This is a genomic window from Agromyces sp. MMS24-JH15, assembly GCF_043518605.1.
Taxonomy (GTDB): domain Bacteria; phylum Actinomycetota; class Actinomycetes; order Actinomycetales; family Microbacteriaceae; genus Agromyces.
Genome location: NZ_CP171358.1, coordinates 1,647,228 through 1,665,247, shown reverse-complemented (window position 1 = coordinate 1,665,247; position 18,020 = coordinate 1,647,228). Strand labels below are relative to the sequence as shown.

Genomic DNA, 18,020 nt, shown 5'->3' with positions numbered 1-18,020 from the left:
CATGGCGGCCGAGCCCGCGGGCGACCTCGACGCGCTCATCGCGTCCTGGCGCGAATGGATGGAACGACGCGACGCCGTCTCGACGGCCGACGTCGACGAACTCGAAGGGCACATGCGCGACCAGGTCGAGCACCTCGCGCTCGGCGGGCTCGCCGACGACGAGGCGTTCCTCGTCGCCGTGAAGCGGCTCGGCAGCGTCGACGAACTCTCGCGGGAGTACGCCCGCGAGCACTCCGAACGGCTCTGGAAGCAGCTCGTGCTCTCGGGCGAGGGAGACGGGCTCGGCGCGTCCGGTGGGGTCGGGGCATCCGGATTCGGGGTGTCCGGGTTCGGGGCATCCGTGACCGGGGCATCCGGCGACGGCGCAGCCGCCGGTGCCCGCGCCGTCCCGCTGCTCCGGCGCGCGAACGGGCTCGGCGTCGCGCTGCTGCTCGGCGTCGGCGCCGGGCTCGCGGTGAAATCGGCAGCCCTCCTCGGCGCCGACGGGGCATTCCTCGTCCGCAACGCGGCGCTGCTCGTGCTGCCGTTCCTCGTCGCGTGGTTCGCGTGGCGGCACCGCCCGCCGATCGGCGCGCTCGCGGCGATCGCCGGCGCGTTCGCCGTCGCCGCGCTCGTGCTGAACCTGTACCCGTTCACCACCGCCGACGCGGACCTCTACGCGTTCGGCTCTTCCGTCGCCGCGACCGAGGTGCTCGCCTCGGTGCACGCGGCCGTCGCGCTCTGGCTCGTCGCGGGCGTCGCGTACGTCGGCGGGCGATGGCGCGCGAGCGCCGACCGCATGGACTTCGTGCGCTTCAGCGGCGAATGGCTCGTCTACTACGTGCTCATCGCGCTCGTCGGCGGTGCGCTCTCGGCGCTCACGATCGGCGTGTTCTCGACGATCGGCGTGGACGTCGCCTGGTTCTTCGACCAGTGGGTGCTGCCGTGCGCGATCCCGGGCGCCGTGCTCGTCGCAGCGTGGCTCGTCGACGCCAAGCAGCGCGTGATCGAGAACATCGCCCCCGTGCTCACCAAGGTGTTCACCCCGCTGTTCACGCTCATGCTGCTCGCACTCATCGTGGCCGCGGCGCTGCAGTGGAACGTCGTCGACGCCGAGCGCGAACTGCTCATCGCGTTCGACCTCGTGCTCGTCGTCGTGCTCGGGCTCCTCGTGTACTCGTACTCCTCGCACGACCCGCTCGCGCGGCCCGGCTGGTTCGAACGGATCCAGCTCGTCATGCTCGTGGCGGCGCTCGCGGTCGACCTGTTCGTGCTCGTCGCGATGGTCGGGCGGACGGGCGAGTTCGGGTGGAGCGCGAACAAGACCGCGTCGCTCGGGCTGAACCTGATCCTGCTGGCCAACCTCGCGTGGTCGGCGTGGCTGCAGCTCGCGTTCCTCCGCGGCCGGGTGCCGTTCGACCGGCTCGAGCGCTGGCAGACCGGCTACCTGCCGATCTACGCGGGCTGGGCGGCGATCGTCGTGGTGGTGTTCCCGCCGGTGTTCGGGTTCGCCTGAGCACAGGCGCGGGATCTCGCGGCGCACCTCGCGGGCGCGCGGAGGCGCGGTCACGTGGGCACGTGGGCACGTAGAGACGTGGAGACGTGGACCAACGGTCGCGCGGACGCGAATCGCCGCTTCGGGCCGCTCGAAGCGACGATTCGCGTCCGCGGTTCGGGAGGCCTGCGCGACGCATCCTGACCGTGGCGCCCGGCGCGGGGCATCCTGCACGTGGCGGCAGAAGGCGGTGCGACCGGTCAGCGTCGCCAACCCCGGTCGCTCAGGGCGCGCACGACCCTGGCGACGAGCTCCGCTGAGGGCGACTGCTTCGTGACCCTGATCACGATCCAGCCGTCGGCGACGAGGTCGTTGTGTCGAGCCACGTCGACGGCCCACTGCCGCGCGTCGAGGAGGTGGTGCTCGCCGTCGTACTCGACGAGCACGCGATACGCACGGAACACGAGGTCGCCGCGAGTCATCCGACCCGAGCGCAGCTCGATCACGGTGTTGAGCTCCGGCTCGGGAACGCCGGCTTCGAGAAGACGCAGGCGCGTGAGCGACTCGCGGCGCGAGAAGGAGCCCGACCGCAGCGCCGATCGCGCCAGACGGAGTCGTCCCGCGCCCGGTCGCCGTCCATGCCGTTCGATCGCCTGATCGATGTCGTCGGGTGTCGCGAGCGGGTCTGGCAACCCCAGCAGGCGGTCGCCGGCGGCGATGAGATCGTCGCGCTGGAGCATCGTCCCGAGTGAACACCAGGCATCGGTCGCGCTCAGCACCGGCAGCCCACCGATCCGCGCCACGAGGGGACGGGCGGTCGTCGAGTGCCCGGCGATGCCTCGACCGCGAGCCGCTCGGCCCCCGACCAATGAGACGACGTGCAGGCGCGGGTCGCGCTCGACGGCCCATGGGAGCGGGATGCCATGGAGCGTCGCGGCCGTCGCGTGTGAGAACGCACTGTGCGGATCCATCGCGACGGCGTACGAGCGACACCGGTCGAGCAGGTTCGTCGGGGCGGTCGCCACGCGGACCCCGTGGAACGGCGCATCCAGGTCCCTCGCGCGCATGCGCCGTTCGGTGAGGCCGACAGCGCGGGCCTCCGCGACGGCGAAGGCGCGGCGGTCGAACGGGGCTGGCAGTTGTCCGGGGCGGCGCATTCCCGCATCATCGCGAACTCGGTTCCGTCGATGGCGGCCCGGCGCCGACCTGTGCGCTGATCACTCCGTCCACAATCACGCGCGGACGGGTCGCGCGCAGCCGCTTCGGGCGCGGTCCGCGGGAGCGCGGACGCGAATCGTCGGAATGCACGCATCGAAACGACGATTCGCGTCCGCGCGGGACTCTCAGGGGCGCGAGCGCGCGAGGGGGTGAGTGCTGCGGGGGCGGCGAGCGCGAGGTCGAGCGCGGACGCGGACGCGAATCGTCGGAATGCACGCATCGAAACGACGATTCGAGTCCGCGCGGGACACCCTGCGAGGGTCAGCCGCCAGGTGCCGGCGCGCCGTGCCGACGGGCGAGCTCGGACCCGAGCGCCGCGAGGTCGGCCCGGAGCGTCGCGGGCGATGTCACCTCGGCGGTGTCGCCCCAGCCGGCGAGGCGACGAAGCAGCACCGACTCGGCCGGCGCGTCGAGTTCCATCGGGATGCGGCCGTCGCCCGCGGACGGGCCGCGCCGGCGCGCACCGGTCCACCCGGCGAACTCGTCGGCGGCGGCCGGGTCGACGAGCACCTCGGCGCGGACCTGTGCGCGAACGCCCTCGATCGCGGCGGATGCTTCGGCCCACGCCGCAGCGAGGTCGAACCCCTCGGGCAGCTCGAAGACCTCGTCGTCGGGTTCGATGCGGGACATCCGATCGACGCGGTAGGTGCGCGTCTCCGAGTCGGGGCGCCCGCCCGCCGCCGGCCCCGGCCGGTCCGCGCCCGCGCCCCGCTCGCCCCCATCGGCGACGTCCGGCGCGATCCGGGCGATCAGGTACCGCACGCCCGCCTTCTCGACCAGCCCGAGCGGCGCGACGCGACGCGGCCGAGGCTCGCGGCCCCATGCGGCATACGCGAACCGCACATGGCGTCGCTCGACGACGGCGCGCTCGAGCACGTCGAGTCCCTCGGACCTGGACGGTCCGCCGGGCCCCGCATCCGCCGACGCGCCCCACCGGCCGGGGTCGACGACCACGGCGTCGGCCGCGGCCTGCGCCTCCTCGCGGAACGTCGCGGGGAGCGCGCGCAGCACCTTCCGCAGCGCGGAGCGCGCATCGGATGACTCGCCCGCCCGCGGCCCGAGGAGGAGGAACAGCGCACGGGCCTCCGACGCCGTGAATCCCGACAGGTCGGTACGCCCCTCGCCGAGCAGCGACCACCCGCCGCCGCGGCCGGGCTGCGGGTACACCGGGACACCCGCACCGGACAGGGCGAGCAGGTCGCGCCGTGCCGTCGCGACCGACACCTCGAGCTCCTCCGCGATCTCGGCCGCGGTCACGCGACCGCGCGCCTGCATGAGCAGCAGGGTGGCCACGAGTCGGTCGGCGCGCATGTTCCCGATTCTCCTCGGAAAAGTAGTCAGAAGGTGAGCACTTCTGCGTTCGATGATGGTTCCAGCACCGAAATCCAGCACCGCACATCGCACCCGGGAACACCCGGGACCGACCGAGGGAGACAGAAATGCTGCGAGGCATCGCCACTGTGAACGCGTACGTCGAGGACCCGGCCGCAGCCGCCGCCTGGTATGCCGAGGTCCTCGGCTTCGAGCCGTACTTCACCCGCACCGGCCCGGACGGCAGGACGGCCTACGTCGAGTTCCGGATCGGCGACCACGAGCAGGAACTGGGCTTCATCGACCGCCGCTTCGCGCCGCCCGCCCTCGCGACCGGCGCGGCCGACGCTCCGGCCGGGCCCATCATGCACTGGCACGTCGACGACCTCGAGGGCTCGCTCGCGCGCCTGCTCGAGCTCGGCGCCACGCCGCTGCTGCCGGTCACCGAACACGGACCGGGATTCGTCACGGCCTCGGTCGTCGACCCGTTCGGGAACGTCCTCGGCATCATGACGAACGCGCACTACCTCGAGCGGCTCGGCGAGCGCGCGGCATCCGCCTGAGGCCCACCCTGAGGCCCACCCGCTCGCCCTCGCGCACGCGCACGCCCACAGCCGCGCGCGCAGGCACCTCGCGCGAGGACGCGAATGGTCGCTTCCAGCGTGCGGAAGCGACAATTCGGGTCCGCGCGGCGCGGTTCCGCACTGCCTGGGGCGCTGGCGCGCGGCAGGCGCGGGCGCCCACGCCCACGCGCACGCGCACGCCCAGGCACCTCGCGCGAGGACGCGAATGGTCGCTTCCAGAGTGCGGAAGCGACCATTCGGGTCCGTGCGATGCGGTTCCGCACTGCCTGGGGCGCTGGGGCGCTGGAGCGCGGCGGGCGCGGGGGTGCGGGCGCGGCGGGCGCGGGGGTGCGGGCGCGGCGGGCGCGGGGGTGCGGGCGCGGCGGGCGCGCGTCAGGCGCAGGCGCGCGTCAGGCGGCGGATGCCTCGCGCTCGACCTCGTCGAGCACCGAGGCGTGCTCGGGCACCCAGCCGAGGGATCGGGCCTTCGCGCCGGACGCGGCCTGGTCGAGGAGGAGCGCGTCGGCGAACGCCTCGCCGAACCGGGCGCGCGCCGCCTCGACCGTCTCCGCGGCGACCCCGGCGGTGCCGGCGGCGGCTTCGACGACCTCGCGAACGGTCGGCGAGGAGCCGTCGACCGCGAGGACCCGGCCGAGCGCGACCGGGTGCTCGAGCACGATCCGGTAGAGGCGGGCGAGGTCGTCGACGTGCACCCAGGTCCAGCGCTGCGAGCCGTCGCCGACGAGCGTCAGCGCGCCCGACGCGGTGCGCGGCGGGTCGGTGATGATGTTCAGGATCCCGCGGTCGCGGCCGTACACGACGGCGGGCGCGAGCACGGTCGCCGAGACGCCGGATGCGAGCAGCCGCTCCTCGATCGGCACGCGCCACGCGACGAGCGCGGGCGGGTCGAGCGGCGAGTCCTCGTCGAGGTCGTCGCCGGCGCCGAACTCCCACACGCCGCTCGTGAGCACGAACCGCTTGCCGGTGCCGGCGAACGCGGCGATCGCGGCGTCGACCACGGTCGCGTTCAGCGCGTCGGCGCCCGACTCGGGCGCGGCCGCGTGCACCGCGGCGTCGACGTCGGCGAGCGCCGACGCGAGCCACGCGGCATCCGACAGGTCGCCCTCGATCGCGCGTGCGCCGAGTTCGGCGACCGCGACGGCGGATGCCCCGCTCCGCACCACGGCGTCGACCTCGTGGCCTGCGGCGACGAGTTCAGCGAGCACGGCCGATCCGATGTATCCGGTTCCCCCGGTCAGTAGAATCCTCATGTCGAACACGGTATGGATTGGATACCGGTTACTTCAACGGAACTTCCCCCGGGGATACCGGGGACGTCACACGGCGACACGCGACGCAACGCGCGCGGCACTGGACCACCCGCACCACCGCACCGCACCGCACCGCACCGCACCGCACCGACGACGCACCACCGCACCGATCGAGATCGCAGGCACCGACCGCACCACCCCACGAGGAGGCGACATGCCGAGCACCAGCCCCGCCCAGATCGAGCGTCACCGCTCCCCCGACGCCGCGCCGCTCGGCGGCCCGTGCGACGCCGCCGCGAAGGACGTGCTCAGCCCCGACTGCCCGAGCCGCGTCGTGTTCGGCCGCATCGGCGAACGCTGGAGCATGTTCGTCATCCTCGCGCTCTCGGGCGGCACCCTGCGCTTCACGCAGCTGCGCGCGAAGGTCGGCGTCGTGACGCCGAAGGTGCTCACCGAGACGCTCCGCGCGCTCGAGGGCGACGGCCTCATCGAACGCCATGAGTTCAGCGAGGCACCGCCGCGCGTCGAGTACTCGCTCACGCCGCTCGGCGTCTCACTGCTCGAGCCGATCCAGGCCATGCGGGTCTGGGCCGAGGCCCACGTGCCCGACATGCTCGCGGCGCGCGAGCGGCGCGCGCTGAACTGACCCCAACCCCCCGCCGCGTCCCGCACGGACGCGAATCGTCGGAACCCCCTGCTCGAGGCGACGATTCGCGTCCGCGCGCGGCCGGGCGCGGGTGCCGACGCGACGAGCGCGCGCCTACTTCCCCGCGAACTTCTCGATGAACAGCGTCTGCGCGACGATCATCCGCTCGATCTCCTTCGGATCGACCGACTCGTCGGACGCGTGGATCCGCGCCTTCGCCGTGTCCTCCGCACCCCACAGAATGATCGCCGCGCCGGGCGACACCTTCTGCAGCGACGCGACGAGCGGAATGGATGCCCCGCTGCCGATGGACTCCACGGACGCGCCGTACGCCGCCGACAGCGCCTCCTCGGCCGCCACGACTGCCGGATGCGACTCGTCCACCGCGAACGCGTGGCCGACCTTCACCCGTTCGACCTCGACCTCGACGTTCCACGGCCGTTGCGAGCGCAGGTGCGACATGAGCGCCTCGAGCTGGCCCTCGCCGTCCGACCCCGGCACGATGCGCATCGAGAGCTTCGCCTTCACCTCGGGCAGCAGCACGTTCGACGCCTCCTGCGTGTTCGGCAGGTCCATGCCGAGCACCGTGACCGAGGGCTTCGCCCAGAGGCGGTCCGACAGGCTGCCGGTGCCGAGGAACTCGACGCCGGGCAGGATCGCCGAGCCGTCGCGGTAGACCTGCTCGTCCATCTCGGCGCCCACCCACGTGCCGCCGACGCCCTCGACCCCCGGGAACGAGGTGTTGCCGTCCTCGTCGTGGAGCGTGTCGAGGATCCGGATCAGCGCCGTCAGCGCATCGGGCGCAGCTCCGCCGAAGAGTCCCGAGTGCACCGGGTTCGCGAGCGTCCGCACCGTCACCGTGCAGGCGACGTCGCCGCGCAGCGCGGTCGTGATGCCCGGCTTGCCGACCTCCTGCGGGCCGATGTCGCCGATCACGTACGCATCGGCCGCGAACCGCTCGGGGTTCGCCTCGACGAACGCCTCGAGGTGCGAGATCGTCTCCTCCTCGCCCTCGACGAGCAGCTTGATGCGGCACGGCCGGTCGGGCCCGAGCAGCTTCAGGGTGCCGTAGTGCATGACGAGGCCCGACTTGTCATCGGCGGCGCCGCGACCGTAGATGCGGCCGTCCTCCTTGGTCACGGGCTCGAACGGCTCGCTCGACCAGCCCTGCTCCTTCGGGGCCGGCTGCACGTCGTAGTGCGCGTAGAGCAGCACCGTCGGCGACCCCTCGGGCCCCGGCAGGTCGGCGAACACGCACGGATACCCGTCGGGCACGTCGAGCAGGGCCACGTCGGTCGCGCCCGCCGCGGTGAACAGGTCGACGACGGCCTGTCCCATCCGGTGCACGGGCTCGGGGTCGAACCCCGGGAACGCGACCGATGGGATGCGCACCAGCTCCTCGAGGTGCGCGATCACCTCGGGCATCAGGTCTGCGGCGGCCTTCGCGAGGGCATCGGCGTCGGACATGGCGTCTCCTTCCACGGATTCCTGGAACTGCGACGCGGCGGGTCATCCGGTCGACGCGCCGCGCATCGCCTGGGTGGATGCCCCGGCCGGGGCATCCGATCGCCCGTCAGCCCGCCGGGACGATGAGCTGCATGAGCAGGCCGGACGCGACCACCGCGACCCACGACACGAGCATCGGGATCGTGAACGAGTGCCACACCGGCACCTGCGTGAGCTTGGTCGACCCGGTCAGGTCGGTCTCGACGGCGGCGATCTGCGAGCCGTTCGCGGGGAACAGCCAGACGCCGACGAGCGACGGCCACATCGCCGTGATCACGCCCGGCGCGAGTCCCGCGACCAGCGCGATCGGGATCAGCGTGTTCGTCGTCGCCGACTGGCTCGTGGTGAGGCCGGCGACGAGGAACAGCGCGACCGCCAGCCAGATCGGCTGCTGTTCGATCAGTTCGCCGAGCGGGGCGATGATCGTCTCGGTGTTCGCGTCGATGAAGGTGTCGGCCATCCACGCGATGCCGAACAGCGCGACGGCCGCGACGAACCCGGCGCGCAGGAGCGGCTGCTCGACGACGGCAGACGGCTTCACCCGGCGGACCAGGATGATCGCGAGGGCGACCGTGAACATGACCATCTGGATGATGGTGGACATGCCGACCGGCACGAGCTCGCCGTTCTCGTCGGGGAACGACGGGCGCAGCCCCGAGAACAGGCCGAACAGGACGATCAGGAACGTGCCCGACAGGAAGATCCAGGCCGCCGTCGCACCGCCCGGCGGGACCGGGTGCTCGATCTTGGCGGGCTTCGCCGAGGTGGCGACCGTCGTCGGGGCATCGGTACCAGCCGAGCCGGCGCCCGCCTCGGTGGCAGCCGCAGCGCCGAGCCCGCTGGCCGCGAACTGCGCCTCGAGCTCGGCCGGGATCTCGACCTCGTGGTCTTCGACCCGCTTGCGGAAGACCGGGTCCTTGACGAGCTCCTTGCCGATCCGCTGCTGCACGACCGACGTGGCGAGGCACGCGACGATCGATGCGGGGATGGTGATGGCGAGGATCTGCGGCAGCCCGTAGCCGGTGCCGTCCATGAGCACGAGGTAGGCGGCCATGGCGGCCGACACCGGGCTGGCGGTGATGCCGAGCGCCGAGGTGACGGTCGACGACGCGAGCGCCCGCTCGGGCCGCTGGCCGTTCCGGTACGCCGTCTCGTAGATGATCGGGATGAGCGCGAAGTAGATGTTCGACGTGCCCGCGAGCACCGTGAACACGAACGCGACGATGGGCGCGACGTAGGTGAGCCGCTTCGGGTTCGCCTGGATGATCTTCGAGGCGATCGAGACGAGGTAGTCGATGCCGCCGGCCGCCTGCATCGCCGACGACGCCGTGATCACCGCGATGATGATGAAGAACGCGTCGATCGGGATGTCGCCGGGCGGCAGCTGGAACGCGAAGACCAGGATCGCCGTCCCCACGACGCCCCAGAGGCCGAGGCCCAGGCCGCCGGTGCGGACGCCGAGGATGATCGCGCCGATGACGACGACCGCCTGCAGGATGACGACCACGTATTCCATCGAAGCCCCCCTCGAATACGACCATGTTGTCGTTCAGGGCGAACCTACTGCGGATCCGCGACACGGGGCAACGAACACGCCCACGGGACGCGTGAGTCGGTCCGCCCGCGCATCGGCGGAACATCCACTTCCTTTCCGTTCGGGACGGGGTGCAGTGACGCCGCCTCGCCCCTCGACCCGTCCCAACGTGCAGAACTCCGACGATCCTTCCGTTTGCCGTCGCCATGCTGCCGTGTGACCATGGGGCATGGTCACCGCCGGTCGCGCCCGTTCCGCCACGCTCGCCACCGCCCTCGCCGAGGCCGCGGTCGCCGAGCCCGACGGGTCCGAGGTCGACGCGCTCACGCTCGGCCGGCGGATCCGGGACCGCCGCACCGCGCGGGGCCTCACCCTCGGCGAACTGGCCGCCGCGATCGACCGTGCGCCCTCGCAGGTGAGCGCGATCGAGAACGGCAAGCGCGAGCCGCGGCTCTCGATGCTCCGCACGATCGCGCTCGCGCTCGGCACCAGCGCCGACGAGCTGCTGCGTCCGGATGCCCCGTCCGAGCGCGCGGCCCTCGAGATCGCCGTCGAGCGCGCGATGCGCGGGCCGGTGTTCGAGGCGCTCGGGCTCGCGTCGTTCCGCGTCGCGAAGACGATGAACGACCAGACCCTGCAGACGATCCTGTCGCTCCACGACGAGATCACGCGCCTGCACCGCGAGCGCGCGGCCACGCCCGAGGAGGCGCGGCGTGCGAACGCGCAGCTTCGCGCCGAGATGCGCGCGCGCGACAACTTCTCCCCCGAGCTCGAGGCCCAGGCCGCCGAGCTCCTCGACGCGGTCGGCCACACCGGCGGGCCGGTGTCGCACCAACTCGTGGCCGACCTCGCGAGCCACCTCGGCTTCACGCTGCACTACGTCGGCGACCTGCCGCACTCGACCCGATCGGTCACCGACAAGCGCCACGGCCGCGTGTACCTGCCGACGCAGCAGTCGCCCTCGCGCGACTCGCGATCGCCGATCCTGCAGGCGCTCGCCTCGCACGCGCTCGGCCACGAGGAGCCCGCGAGCTACGGCGAGTTCCTGCGCCAGCGGATCGAGACGAACTACCTCACGGCCGCGATCCTGCTTCCCGAGCGCGACGCCGTGCGGTTCCTGACGGAGGCGAAGAACCTGCGCCGCATCTCGATGGAGGACCTCCGCGACGCGTTCGCCGTGTCCTACGAGACCGCCGCGCACCGGTTCACGAACCTCGCGACCGCCAGGCTCGGGATCCCGGTGCACTTCACGAAGGTGCACGAGTCGGGCACGATCATCAAGGCGTACGAGAACGACCGCGTGCGGTTCCCGTCGGACGCGCTCGGCGCGATCGAGGGCACGACCATGTGCCGCAACTGGACCGCGCGCACGGTCTTCGACGTCGAGGACCGCTTCAGCCCCTGGTACCAGTACACCGACACGCCGTCCGGCACGTTCTGGTGCACGTCGCGCATCGAGAAGGCCAAGGAGGGCGAGTACTCGGTGTCGGTGGGCGTGCCCTTCGAGCACGTGAAGTGGTTCCGCGGCCGCGAGACACCGCATCGGGCGGTGTCGCGATGCCCCGACCCGGCGTGCTGCCAGGCGCCAGCGGGCCTGGCCGAGCGATGGGCGGATGCCTCGTGGCCGGCCGCGCGCACCCCGACGAGCCTGCTCGCGGCGCTGCCGACGGGCACGTTCCCCGGCGTCGACGAGACCGAGGTGTACGAGTTCCTCGAGGCGCACGCGCCGCAGGCGTCGTAGTCGGAGGACGTGGCCAGGCGGCGTCGTCAGGCGGCGTCGTCGTCCCTGGCGAGGTAGTGCTCGCGGACCGCCGCCCTCGTCCGCAGCCGCGTGAACGCGCGCCGCTGCTCACCCGAGACGCCGTAGCGGAACTGGCTCGCCCGGATGATGGTCGGCGAGCTCCGCGTGGAGGCCATGAGCGCCGAGTAGCCGAGCGAGTGCATGCCCAGCTGGCCGCAGAGCCGGAATGCACGCAGCGCATCGTACGGTTCGTGCACGCATTCGAGCAGGTCGGCGATGCGCCGCAGTTGTGGCGTCTGGTGGATGCAGTCGCGGAGCGCATCCGCCGCCGCCGACGGATCGCCCTCCTTCAGGTGCCACTGCGCGCGCGCGAGGCTGATCGCCCGGCCACGATTCCTCGGCCTGCCGAGATCGCCCTCCGACCTGGCCTGGCCGTAGTCGACGAGCAGCCTCGTCAGGACTCCTTCGCCCTCGTAGTCGCCGCGGAACTGCGACGCGAGCTCGATCGCGAAGAGCGCGTTCCCCGAGCGCTCCAGGCCGATCACGACCTGCTTCTGCGCCGCCCACGACCAGTCCGCCTCGACGATCCCCCGGACCTGCTCCGGAATCGACGCACGCCGGCGCAGCGCCTCGCGCCCACCGCGACGGAAGGCGTTCCGCGCACGCGCGACGTCCGTGCGCGGCGAGGCCGGCAGGCGGGACAACAGGTCGGCCGCCTCGCGGTGGGGCAACTCCACCGCCAGCTCCAGGTAGGTGTCGAGGAGGCGCTCGTCGAGGTGCAATCGCGGGCGGAGCCCGGCGAGCGCCGCCGCGGGTCCGCTCGCGGCGGCCCGGTACTCGGCCCACGCCGAGAGGACGCCGGAGTCGTCGAGGCCGGTCTCCAGCGTCGCCAGTGCCGAATCGAAGTCGCCCGCGCGCCAGAACAGCTCGGCCTCGGCCCGAAGTCGTTCGCGGTCGATCCCGGGCACGCGCGATGCGAGGCTCGCGAGCGCCGTCCGATGCCGCCGGTCGCCCGAGGGATCGGACCGGAGCAGGTCGAGCGCGCCCGCGTGGTCCCGCGCGAGGGCGAGGATCTGCGAGAGCTTGGCGCGCGCATCCGGATGGCTCGACAGGAACGGCTCCAGCACCGTGCGCGCGCCGGCGACGTCGTCGAGCCGTCCCATCATCGCCGCTCGCGCCGCCGCGAACTGGTAGCCCTGGTCCGGCACCTCGTCCAGCAGGGCGAGCGCATCGGCTCCGAGTCCGGCGCGCTCGAGGAACTCGGCAGCACGAACCGCGGCGATGGGATCCTCGGCGGCCGCCGTGCGGAGCGCGTCCGCCGCGCGGACGTCGTGCCCCAGGCCCGCGAGCGCGTCGGCCAGCAGTTCCCGCTCGCCGTCCGAACGCGCGTCGTGCTCGAGGAGCCGCACGACCGCGGCCCTCCCCGCCTCCATCGCGGTCAGCGTCGACCACCAGCGTTCGAGTCCGGGGTGCTCGTGGACGATCTCGGCGCCCAGCGCTTCGACGTCGACGTCGTCCCGGAGCGCCGCGACGTCGATCAGGGCTCGAAGGGCGGGCGCGCCGTCGATGGCGCACGCGGCGATCGCCGCATCGAGGAACTCGGGCTCGAGGAGGGTCTGCCGCGAGAGCACCGCGGCGCGCGCGACGAGGCTCGCCGGCTCGGTCGCGAGGAGTTCGCGCAGGCGCGGAGCGTCGAAGAACTCCCGCCAGGCCCGCTCGCCGACGCGGTCCGGCGTGCCGACCACCGCCGTCGCCTCGGCGAGCAGCCGGTCGCCGTCCCAGCCTCGAAGGCCGCGGCGGAGCCGCGCCCCGATCCGGTTCTGCAGTTCCGGTCTCCGCGGCGGCGCCCCGGCTGGCGCGATCGCGAGGTCGAGCGGCTCGCCCAGCGCCTCCCCCAGGGCGAGTGCGATGCCGCCGACGGCGCTGACGACCTGCGCCGGGACGAAGGGATCCCGGCCGACGAGGCCGAGCCACGCGAGCGTGCGCTCCGCGAGTCGTTCCTCGGTCGTCACCGGCCCCGACGCGACGGGCGGAACGACGCCCGCGAAGAAGGCCACATGCAGGTCGTCGACGAACGCGAGCCGCGACAGCACGGGGTGGCCGGCGACCCGGTGGGCGCGGACGATCCCCGCGCCGATCGCCCCGGGGATCTCCACCTCCGGATCGTTCCCTCGCCCGACGACCGCCCATGGCGCCGAGAGCCCGAGGGCGGCCAGGTCGAGGAGGACCCGGCGCTCGGACGGCGGAAGTTCCTCGAACGCCCGCTTCACGGGGTCCGTCGGGGAGGTCGGCAGTGCTCCGGCGTCGATGTGGGAGACCGCATCGATCCGGCCGCGGCTCGCCTCGTCGACCCACCCGAGGGCCTCGGTGAGCCGCTCCCAGAGCAGCAGCGGGTTCACGATGCCGGCGGGCGCCGGCGCGACGATCGCGGCGAGGTCGGACTCGGGCGCCGCCAGCAGGAACCGTCGGGCGACCGCGATCGCATCGTCGTGGGCCATCCCCGCGGGGAGCGCGACGGTGGTCACCGGGATCGCGGTCCGGGTCGAGACCTCGTCGAGCCAGGAGCGCAACGGCGAGCCCTGCGCGCGCGGCGCCTCGGCGGCGGTGTCCCGGATTCCGAGCACCACGAGGATCGGCTGCGCACGGGCCGCGCTTCCGCTCGGGAACCACCGGCCGGGCTCCGCGTCGCCCGCGCCGTCGATGAGCACGTCCGACAGGAGTTCGAGCGCGAGCGGCGACGCGAGGTGCGCGTCGTCGAGCACCACGACGAGCGGCCGGCCGGTCTGCGGCACGCTCACGGCGACGCCGAGGCCGGCGAGTGCACGACGCACGGCGCGCGCACGCTCGCGCCGCTCGGCCTGGGCGGTGCGCCCGCCGACCTCCTCCGCGACGACCTGGGCGAGCTCCTTCCCGCCCTCGGCGAGCGTCTTCCACAGTCCGAGGCCCACGAGGTCCGCCGCCAGGTCTGCGATCGTCCGGCCCAGGATGCCGACGACCCGCTCGGGTGCGGGTCGAGCCAGGTCGCCGTGGAGCCGCTGGAGCTGGTCGAGCAGCCGCAGCACCGCCGTGTCCTGCCCGGGGATGTCGACCACACACTGCGCGGCCGTCCAGAGCCACGGCGTGCCGTAGCCCAGCCGCCCGCGCGGCGGTTCGACGCGGCGCCGTTGTTCGAGCAGCCGGTCCATCGAGGTCGGCACGCCGACCGGCGCGAGTCCGGCGGCCCATTCCCCACCGCCGCGCACGACGAGTTCCTCGTAGAACCGCTGGACCGCGAAGGTCTTGCCCCGGCCGACCCCGCCGCGGAGCACGACGACCTGCGGTCCGTCGATCGCCGCCCGGTCGAACGCGGCGAGCAGCTCGGACGCACCGGGAACTGGAACCGCGACCCCCGCCATCACGCCACGATGGTAGTGATCCGCGGGTCGCCGGGTCCAGCCTCGGTCGGGTATTCCGTCACCCGTCGGTGCCGATCGGAGGGCCTACCCCTCCCCGGCGAGCGCCGTGAACCACTCGAGCGCCGACCGGTGCGCGACCACGCCGTAGTCGAGGGTCGCGCGCTGGTAGCGGAACACCTCGCGGTACGCCGGCGGGATCGTGGGCTCCTGCTCGTCGAGCACCCGGGCGAACGCCTCGAGCTCGGCGAGCTCGCGCCCGATCTCGCCGACGATGCCCTCGACGATGCCGCGCCGCTCGTCGCGGTCCTCGACGAGTCCGAGCAGGAACAGCCGCGAGAGCGCGGCCGTCTCGAGGTCGCCGCCGAGCGGGGAGCGGATCCAGGCGTGGAAGGCCACCGACCCGGCATCCGTGATCTCGTAGGCCTTCTTCGCGCGACCGCCCTCGACGCGCTCGTGCACGTCGACGCTCCCCGCGGCGAGCAGCGCCTTCAGGGCGCTCTGCAGGCTGCCGAAACTCGCCCGGTAGAACAGCGACGGCCCCTGCTGGAACTGCTTGTTCAGCGAGTAGAGCGTCTGCGGCCCGAGCAGGAGCAGCAGGCCGAGGATCACGTTGCCCATCTCTCCCCTTCCGTTATGTCACGAACAGTGATATTCCTATTCGTGACATCACGGTTCGATACAGGAGGATTCTGGCAGATGGGCATCGTCGACGACTTCGCCACGCGCATGGACGACCACCTCCGACGGGTGACCACGCGACGGGGCATCCTCGGCGCTCCGCTCGTCGCGGTCTCGGCACCGGAGCTCGGCCTCGAGTACCGCTTCGGCGACCCGGCGGGCCGATTCCACGCCGCGAGCATCGGGAAGGCGTTCACGGCGACCCTGGTCATGCAGCTCGTCGAACAGGGCGCGTTCGGCGTCGACACGCCGATCGCAGCCCTGCTCCCGGCCCACGAGTTCGACGGCCTGTTCGCCGAGGGCGCGGATGCCCCGACCGTCCACCACCTGCTGACGCACACGTCGGGCGCCGCCGACTACTTCGACGGTCCGGTCACCTCGGGCCGCGGGATGCGCGACCTCGTCGTGGCCGAGCCCGACCGCCTGTGGACCCCCGCCGACCTCCTCGAGTTCAGCCGTCGGCGGCAGCGCCCGGTAGGTCGGCCCGGCGAGCGCTTCGCGTACTCCGACACCGGCTACGTGCTGCTCGGGCGCATCGTCGAGGAGCAGGCCGGCCTCGCCTTCCACGAGGCGCTGCACGAGCGGATCCTGTCGCCGCTCGGCCTGCGCGACACCTCGATGCCGTTCCGTTCGGAGGCCGCGAGCGGGGCGTCCGACCTGCGTCCGTTCCGCCTCGGGCGGCACGAGGTGAGCGGGTCGCGCAGCATCAGCTGCGCCTGGTCCGGCGGCGGCATCGTCTCGACGCCCGACGACCTCGTCGCCTTCTCGCGCGCGCTGCACGCCGGCCGCCTGATCTCGCCCGAGCACGTGGGATACCTCGCCGAGCCGCGGCACCGCTTCCGCGTCGGCCTCCGGTACGGCGCCGGGCACATGCAGGTGCGGTTCGGCGGGTTCTCGCCGTTCCTCGCGGGGCTCCCCCGCCCGGTCGGGCACCTCGGCGTGCTCGCGACGCACCTCTGGCACGACCCGGTGCACGACGCCGAGATCGTGCTCGACTTCGCGTCGACGCGCGAGATGACCCGCAGCTTCCGCACGCTCATCCGGATCGAGCAGGAGCTCGGGCGGGTGCGTCGGGCCGCGGTCGGCGGCGGCGTCGCCGCCGGCGCCCCGGAGCCGGTGCGTTCCGCCGCCGCCTGACCGGGGCTCCCCGACTCGCGACCGCACCCCCTACCGAACCCCCACCGCCGTCGGGCAGGATGTGTACACCTCCGACCCCGATGGATGTGATACCCGTGGGCACGACGGTCTACGAACGGCTCCGCCCCACTGCGACCGCGGTCGCGCACTCGCTCGCCGACACCGCGCGCGCCGTCTTCTGGCTCGACGACCTGCCGGCGGGCGTGCTCGCCCACCCGCCGCGACTGAACGGCTCGATCGCCGCCGACCTCGCGATCGTGGGCGGCGGCTACACCGGACTCTGGACGGCCGTGCTCGCGAAGCAGCGCAACCCCGGCGCGCGCGTGGTCCTGCTCGAGGGCCAGACGCTCGGCTGGGCCGCGTCGGGACGCAACGGCGGGTTCTGCGAGGCATCCCTCACGCACGGCCGCGCGAACGGCGAGGCGCGCTGGCCCGACGAGCTCGAGCTGCTCGAGCGCCTGGGCCGCGAGAACCTCGACGCGATCGAGCGGACGGTCGCCGAGTTCGGCATGGACGTCGACTTCGAGCGCACCGGATCGCTCGCCGTCGCGGTCGAGCCCCACCAGGTGGCCTGGCTCCGAGACGAAGCGGCCGCGGCGACGGCGCGCGGCGACGACTCGCTCCGCCTGCTCGACCGGGAGCAGGCGCAGGCCGAGATCGCCTCGCCGATCCTGCTCGGCGCGCTGTGGGACACGCGCGGCAGCGCGATCCTGCACCCGGCGAAGCTCGTCGCCGAGCTCGCCAGGGTCGCCGAGGACCTCGGCGTCGAGATCCACGAGCGCACGCCCGTGCGCGCGGTCGACACCCCCGGATCCACCGGGGCGGTCGGCCTCGTGACCGACGGCGGCACCGTCCTCGCCAAGCACGCCGTGCTCGCGACGAACGCGTTCCCGTCGCTGCTCAAGCGCAACCGCACGATGACCGTGCCGGTCTACGACTACGCGCTCATGACCGAACCCCTCGACGCCGCGCAGCTCGCCGACATCGGGTGGGCGAACCGCCAGGGATTCAGCGACCTCGCGAACCAGTTCCACTACGTGCGGATGACCCGCGACGGGCGCATCCTGTTCGGCGGCTACGACGCCGTGTACCACTACGGCGGCCGCGTCCGGTCGGTCTACGAGGACCGCGACGAGTCGTACGAGCGACTCGCGAGCCACTTCCTCACGACGTTCCCGCAGCTCGAGGGCATCCGGTTCACGCACCGGTGGGCCGGCGCGATCGACACGTGCACGAGGTTCTGCGCCTTCTTCGGGATCGCGCGCGACCAGCGAGTCGCCTACGCGGCCGGGTTCACGGGCCTCGGCGTCGCCGCGACCCGGTTCGCGGGCGAGGTCATGCTGGACCTCCTCGAGGGCCGCGACAACGAACGGACGAACCTCGAGATGGTGCGCAAGCGCCCGATGCCGTTCCCTCCCGAACCGCTGGCGTCGGCCGGGATCCAGGCCGCTCGGCGATCGCTCGACCGGGCGGACCACTCGGGCGGACGGCGGGACCTGATCCTGAAGTCGCTCGACGCGGTGGGGCTCGGGTTCGACTCGTAGGC

13 protein-coding genes are annotated in these 18,020 nt (G+C 73.0%); 6 read left to right on the top strand and 7 right to left on the bottom strand.

Annotated features, from left to right (window positions below; genetic code table 11):
- The first annotated feature begins 1 nt into the window (after window position 1).
- Window positions 2-1,495, top strand: coding sequence for a permease prefix domain 1-containing protein (locus tag ACDF64_RS07535; RefSeq protein WP_394554509.1), 1,494 nt, complete (start codon window positions 2-4; stop codon window positions 1,493-1,495).
- Between the two features lie 239 nt (window positions 1,496-1,734).
- Here ACDF64_RS07535 and ACDF64_RS07530 read toward each other — a convergent pair whose 3' ends face one another.
- Both ACDF64_RS07530 and ACDF64_RS07525 read right to left on the bottom strand, forming a co-directional pair.
- On the bottom strand, window positions 1,735-2,631 hold the full coding sequence (locus ACDF64_RS07530; RefSeq protein ID WP_394554508.1) for a hypothetical protein: 897 nt from the start codon (window positions 2,629-2,631) through the stop codon (window positions 1,735-1,737).
- Between the two features lie 322 nt (window positions 2,632-2,953).
- Complete coding sequence (locus ACDF64_RS07525) at window positions 2,954-4,003, bottom strand: helix-turn-helix transcriptional regulator (protein WP_394554506.1); 1,050 nt, start codon at window positions 4,001-4,003, stop codon at window positions 2,954-2,956.
- A gap of 128 nt (window positions 4,004-4,131) precedes the next feature.
- Here ACDF64_RS07525 and ACDF64_RS07520 point away from each other — a divergent pair, with 128 nt between their 5' ends.
- Window positions 4,132-4,566, top strand: coding sequence for a VOC family protein (locus tag ACDF64_RS07520; RefSeq protein ID WP_394554503.1), 435 nt, complete (start codon window positions 4,132-4,134; stop codon window positions 4,564-4,566).
- A gap of 410 nt (window positions 4,567-4,976) precedes the next feature.
- Here ACDF64_RS07520 and ACDF64_RS07515 read toward each other — a convergent pair whose 3' ends face one another.
- Window positions 4,977-5,837, bottom strand: a complete 861-nt coding sequence (locus tag ACDF64_RS07515; RefSeq protein ID WP_394554501.1) for an NAD-dependent epimerase/dehydratase family protein — start codon at window positions 5,835-5,837, stop codon at window positions 4,977-4,979.
- A 214-nt stretch (window positions 5,838-6,051) separates the two neighbouring features.
- Between ACDF64_RS07515 and ACDF64_RS07510 the strand changes: the two genes are divergently transcribed.
- Window positions 6,052-6,483: a winged helix-turn-helix transcriptional regulator gene (locus tag ACDF64_RS07510; protein WP_394554500.1), complete on the top strand. Its 432-nt coding sequence runs from the start codon at window positions 6,052-6,054 to the stop codon at window positions 6,481-6,483.
- Between the two features lie 114 nt (window positions 6,484-6,597).
- Here the strand turns inward: ACDF64_RS07510 and ACDF64_RS07505 are convergent, their stop codons facing one another.
- Together ACDF64_RS07505 and ACDF64_RS07500 are read right to left on the bottom strand one after the other, a co-directional pair.
- Entirely contained in the window at window positions 6,598-7,950 is a 1,353-nt protein-coding gene (locus tag ACDF64_RS07505; protein WP_394554497.1) for a M20/M25/M40 family metallo-hydrolase, read from the bottom strand.
- 106 nt (window positions 7,951-8,056) lie between these two features.
- Complete coding sequence (locus ACDF64_RS07500; RefSeq protein WP_394554495.1) at window positions 8,057-9,505, bottom strand: anaerobic C4-dicarboxylate transporter family protein; 1,449 nt, start codon at window positions 9,503-9,505, stop codon at window positions 8,057-8,059.
- A gap of 247 nt (window positions 9,506-9,752) precedes the next feature.
- Between ACDF64_RS07500 and ACDF64_RS07495 the strand changes: the two genes are divergently transcribed.
- The gene (locus ACDF64_RS07495; protein ID WP_394554493.1) at window positions 9,753-11,264 is read left to right on the top strand and encodes a helix-turn-helix domain-containing protein; all 1,512 of its coding nucleotides are present in this window, start codon (window positions 9,753-9,755) and stop codon (window positions 11,262-11,264) included.
- 26 nt (window positions 11,265-11,290) lie between these two features.
- Here the strand turns inward: ACDF64_RS07495 and ACDF64_RS07490 are convergent, their stop codons facing one another.
- Together ACDF64_RS07490 and ACDF64_RS07485 are read right to left on the bottom strand one after the other, a co-directional pair.
- The gene (locus ACDF64_RS07490; protein ID WP_394554491.1) at window positions 11,291-14,662 is read right to left on the bottom strand and encodes a hypothetical protein; all 3,372 of its coding nucleotides are present in this window, start codon (window positions 14,660-14,662) and stop codon (window positions 11,291-11,293) included.
- An 81-nt stretch (window positions 14,663-14,743) separates the two neighbouring features.
- On the bottom strand, window positions 14,744-15,277 hold the full coding sequence (locus ACDF64_RS07485) for a PadR family transcriptional regulator (RefSeq protein ID WP_394554489.1): 534 nt from the start codon (window positions 15,275-15,277) through the stop codon (window positions 14,744-14,746).
- A 78-nt stretch (window positions 15,278-15,355) separates the two neighbouring features.
- On the opposite strand from ACDF64_RS07485, the gene ACDF64_RS07480 reads away from it, so the two are divergent.
- Both ACDF64_RS07480 and ACDF64_RS07475 read left to right on the top strand, forming a co-directional pair.
- Window positions 15,356-16,474 (top strand): serine hydrolase domain-containing protein, encoded by a 1,119-nt coding sequence (locus ACDF64_RS07480; RefSeq protein ID WP_394554488.1) that lies wholly within the window; start codon window positions 15,356-15,358, stop codon window positions 16,472-16,474.
- Window positions 16,475-16,569: 95 nt separating this feature from the next.
- Window positions 16,570-18,018 (top strand): NAD(P)/FAD-dependent oxidoreductase, encoded by a 1,449-nt coding sequence (locus ACDF64_RS07475; protein ID WP_394555073.1) that lies wholly within the window; start codon window positions 16,570-16,572, stop codon window positions 18,016-18,018.
- Window positions 18,019-18,020: the final 2 nt, after the last annotated feature.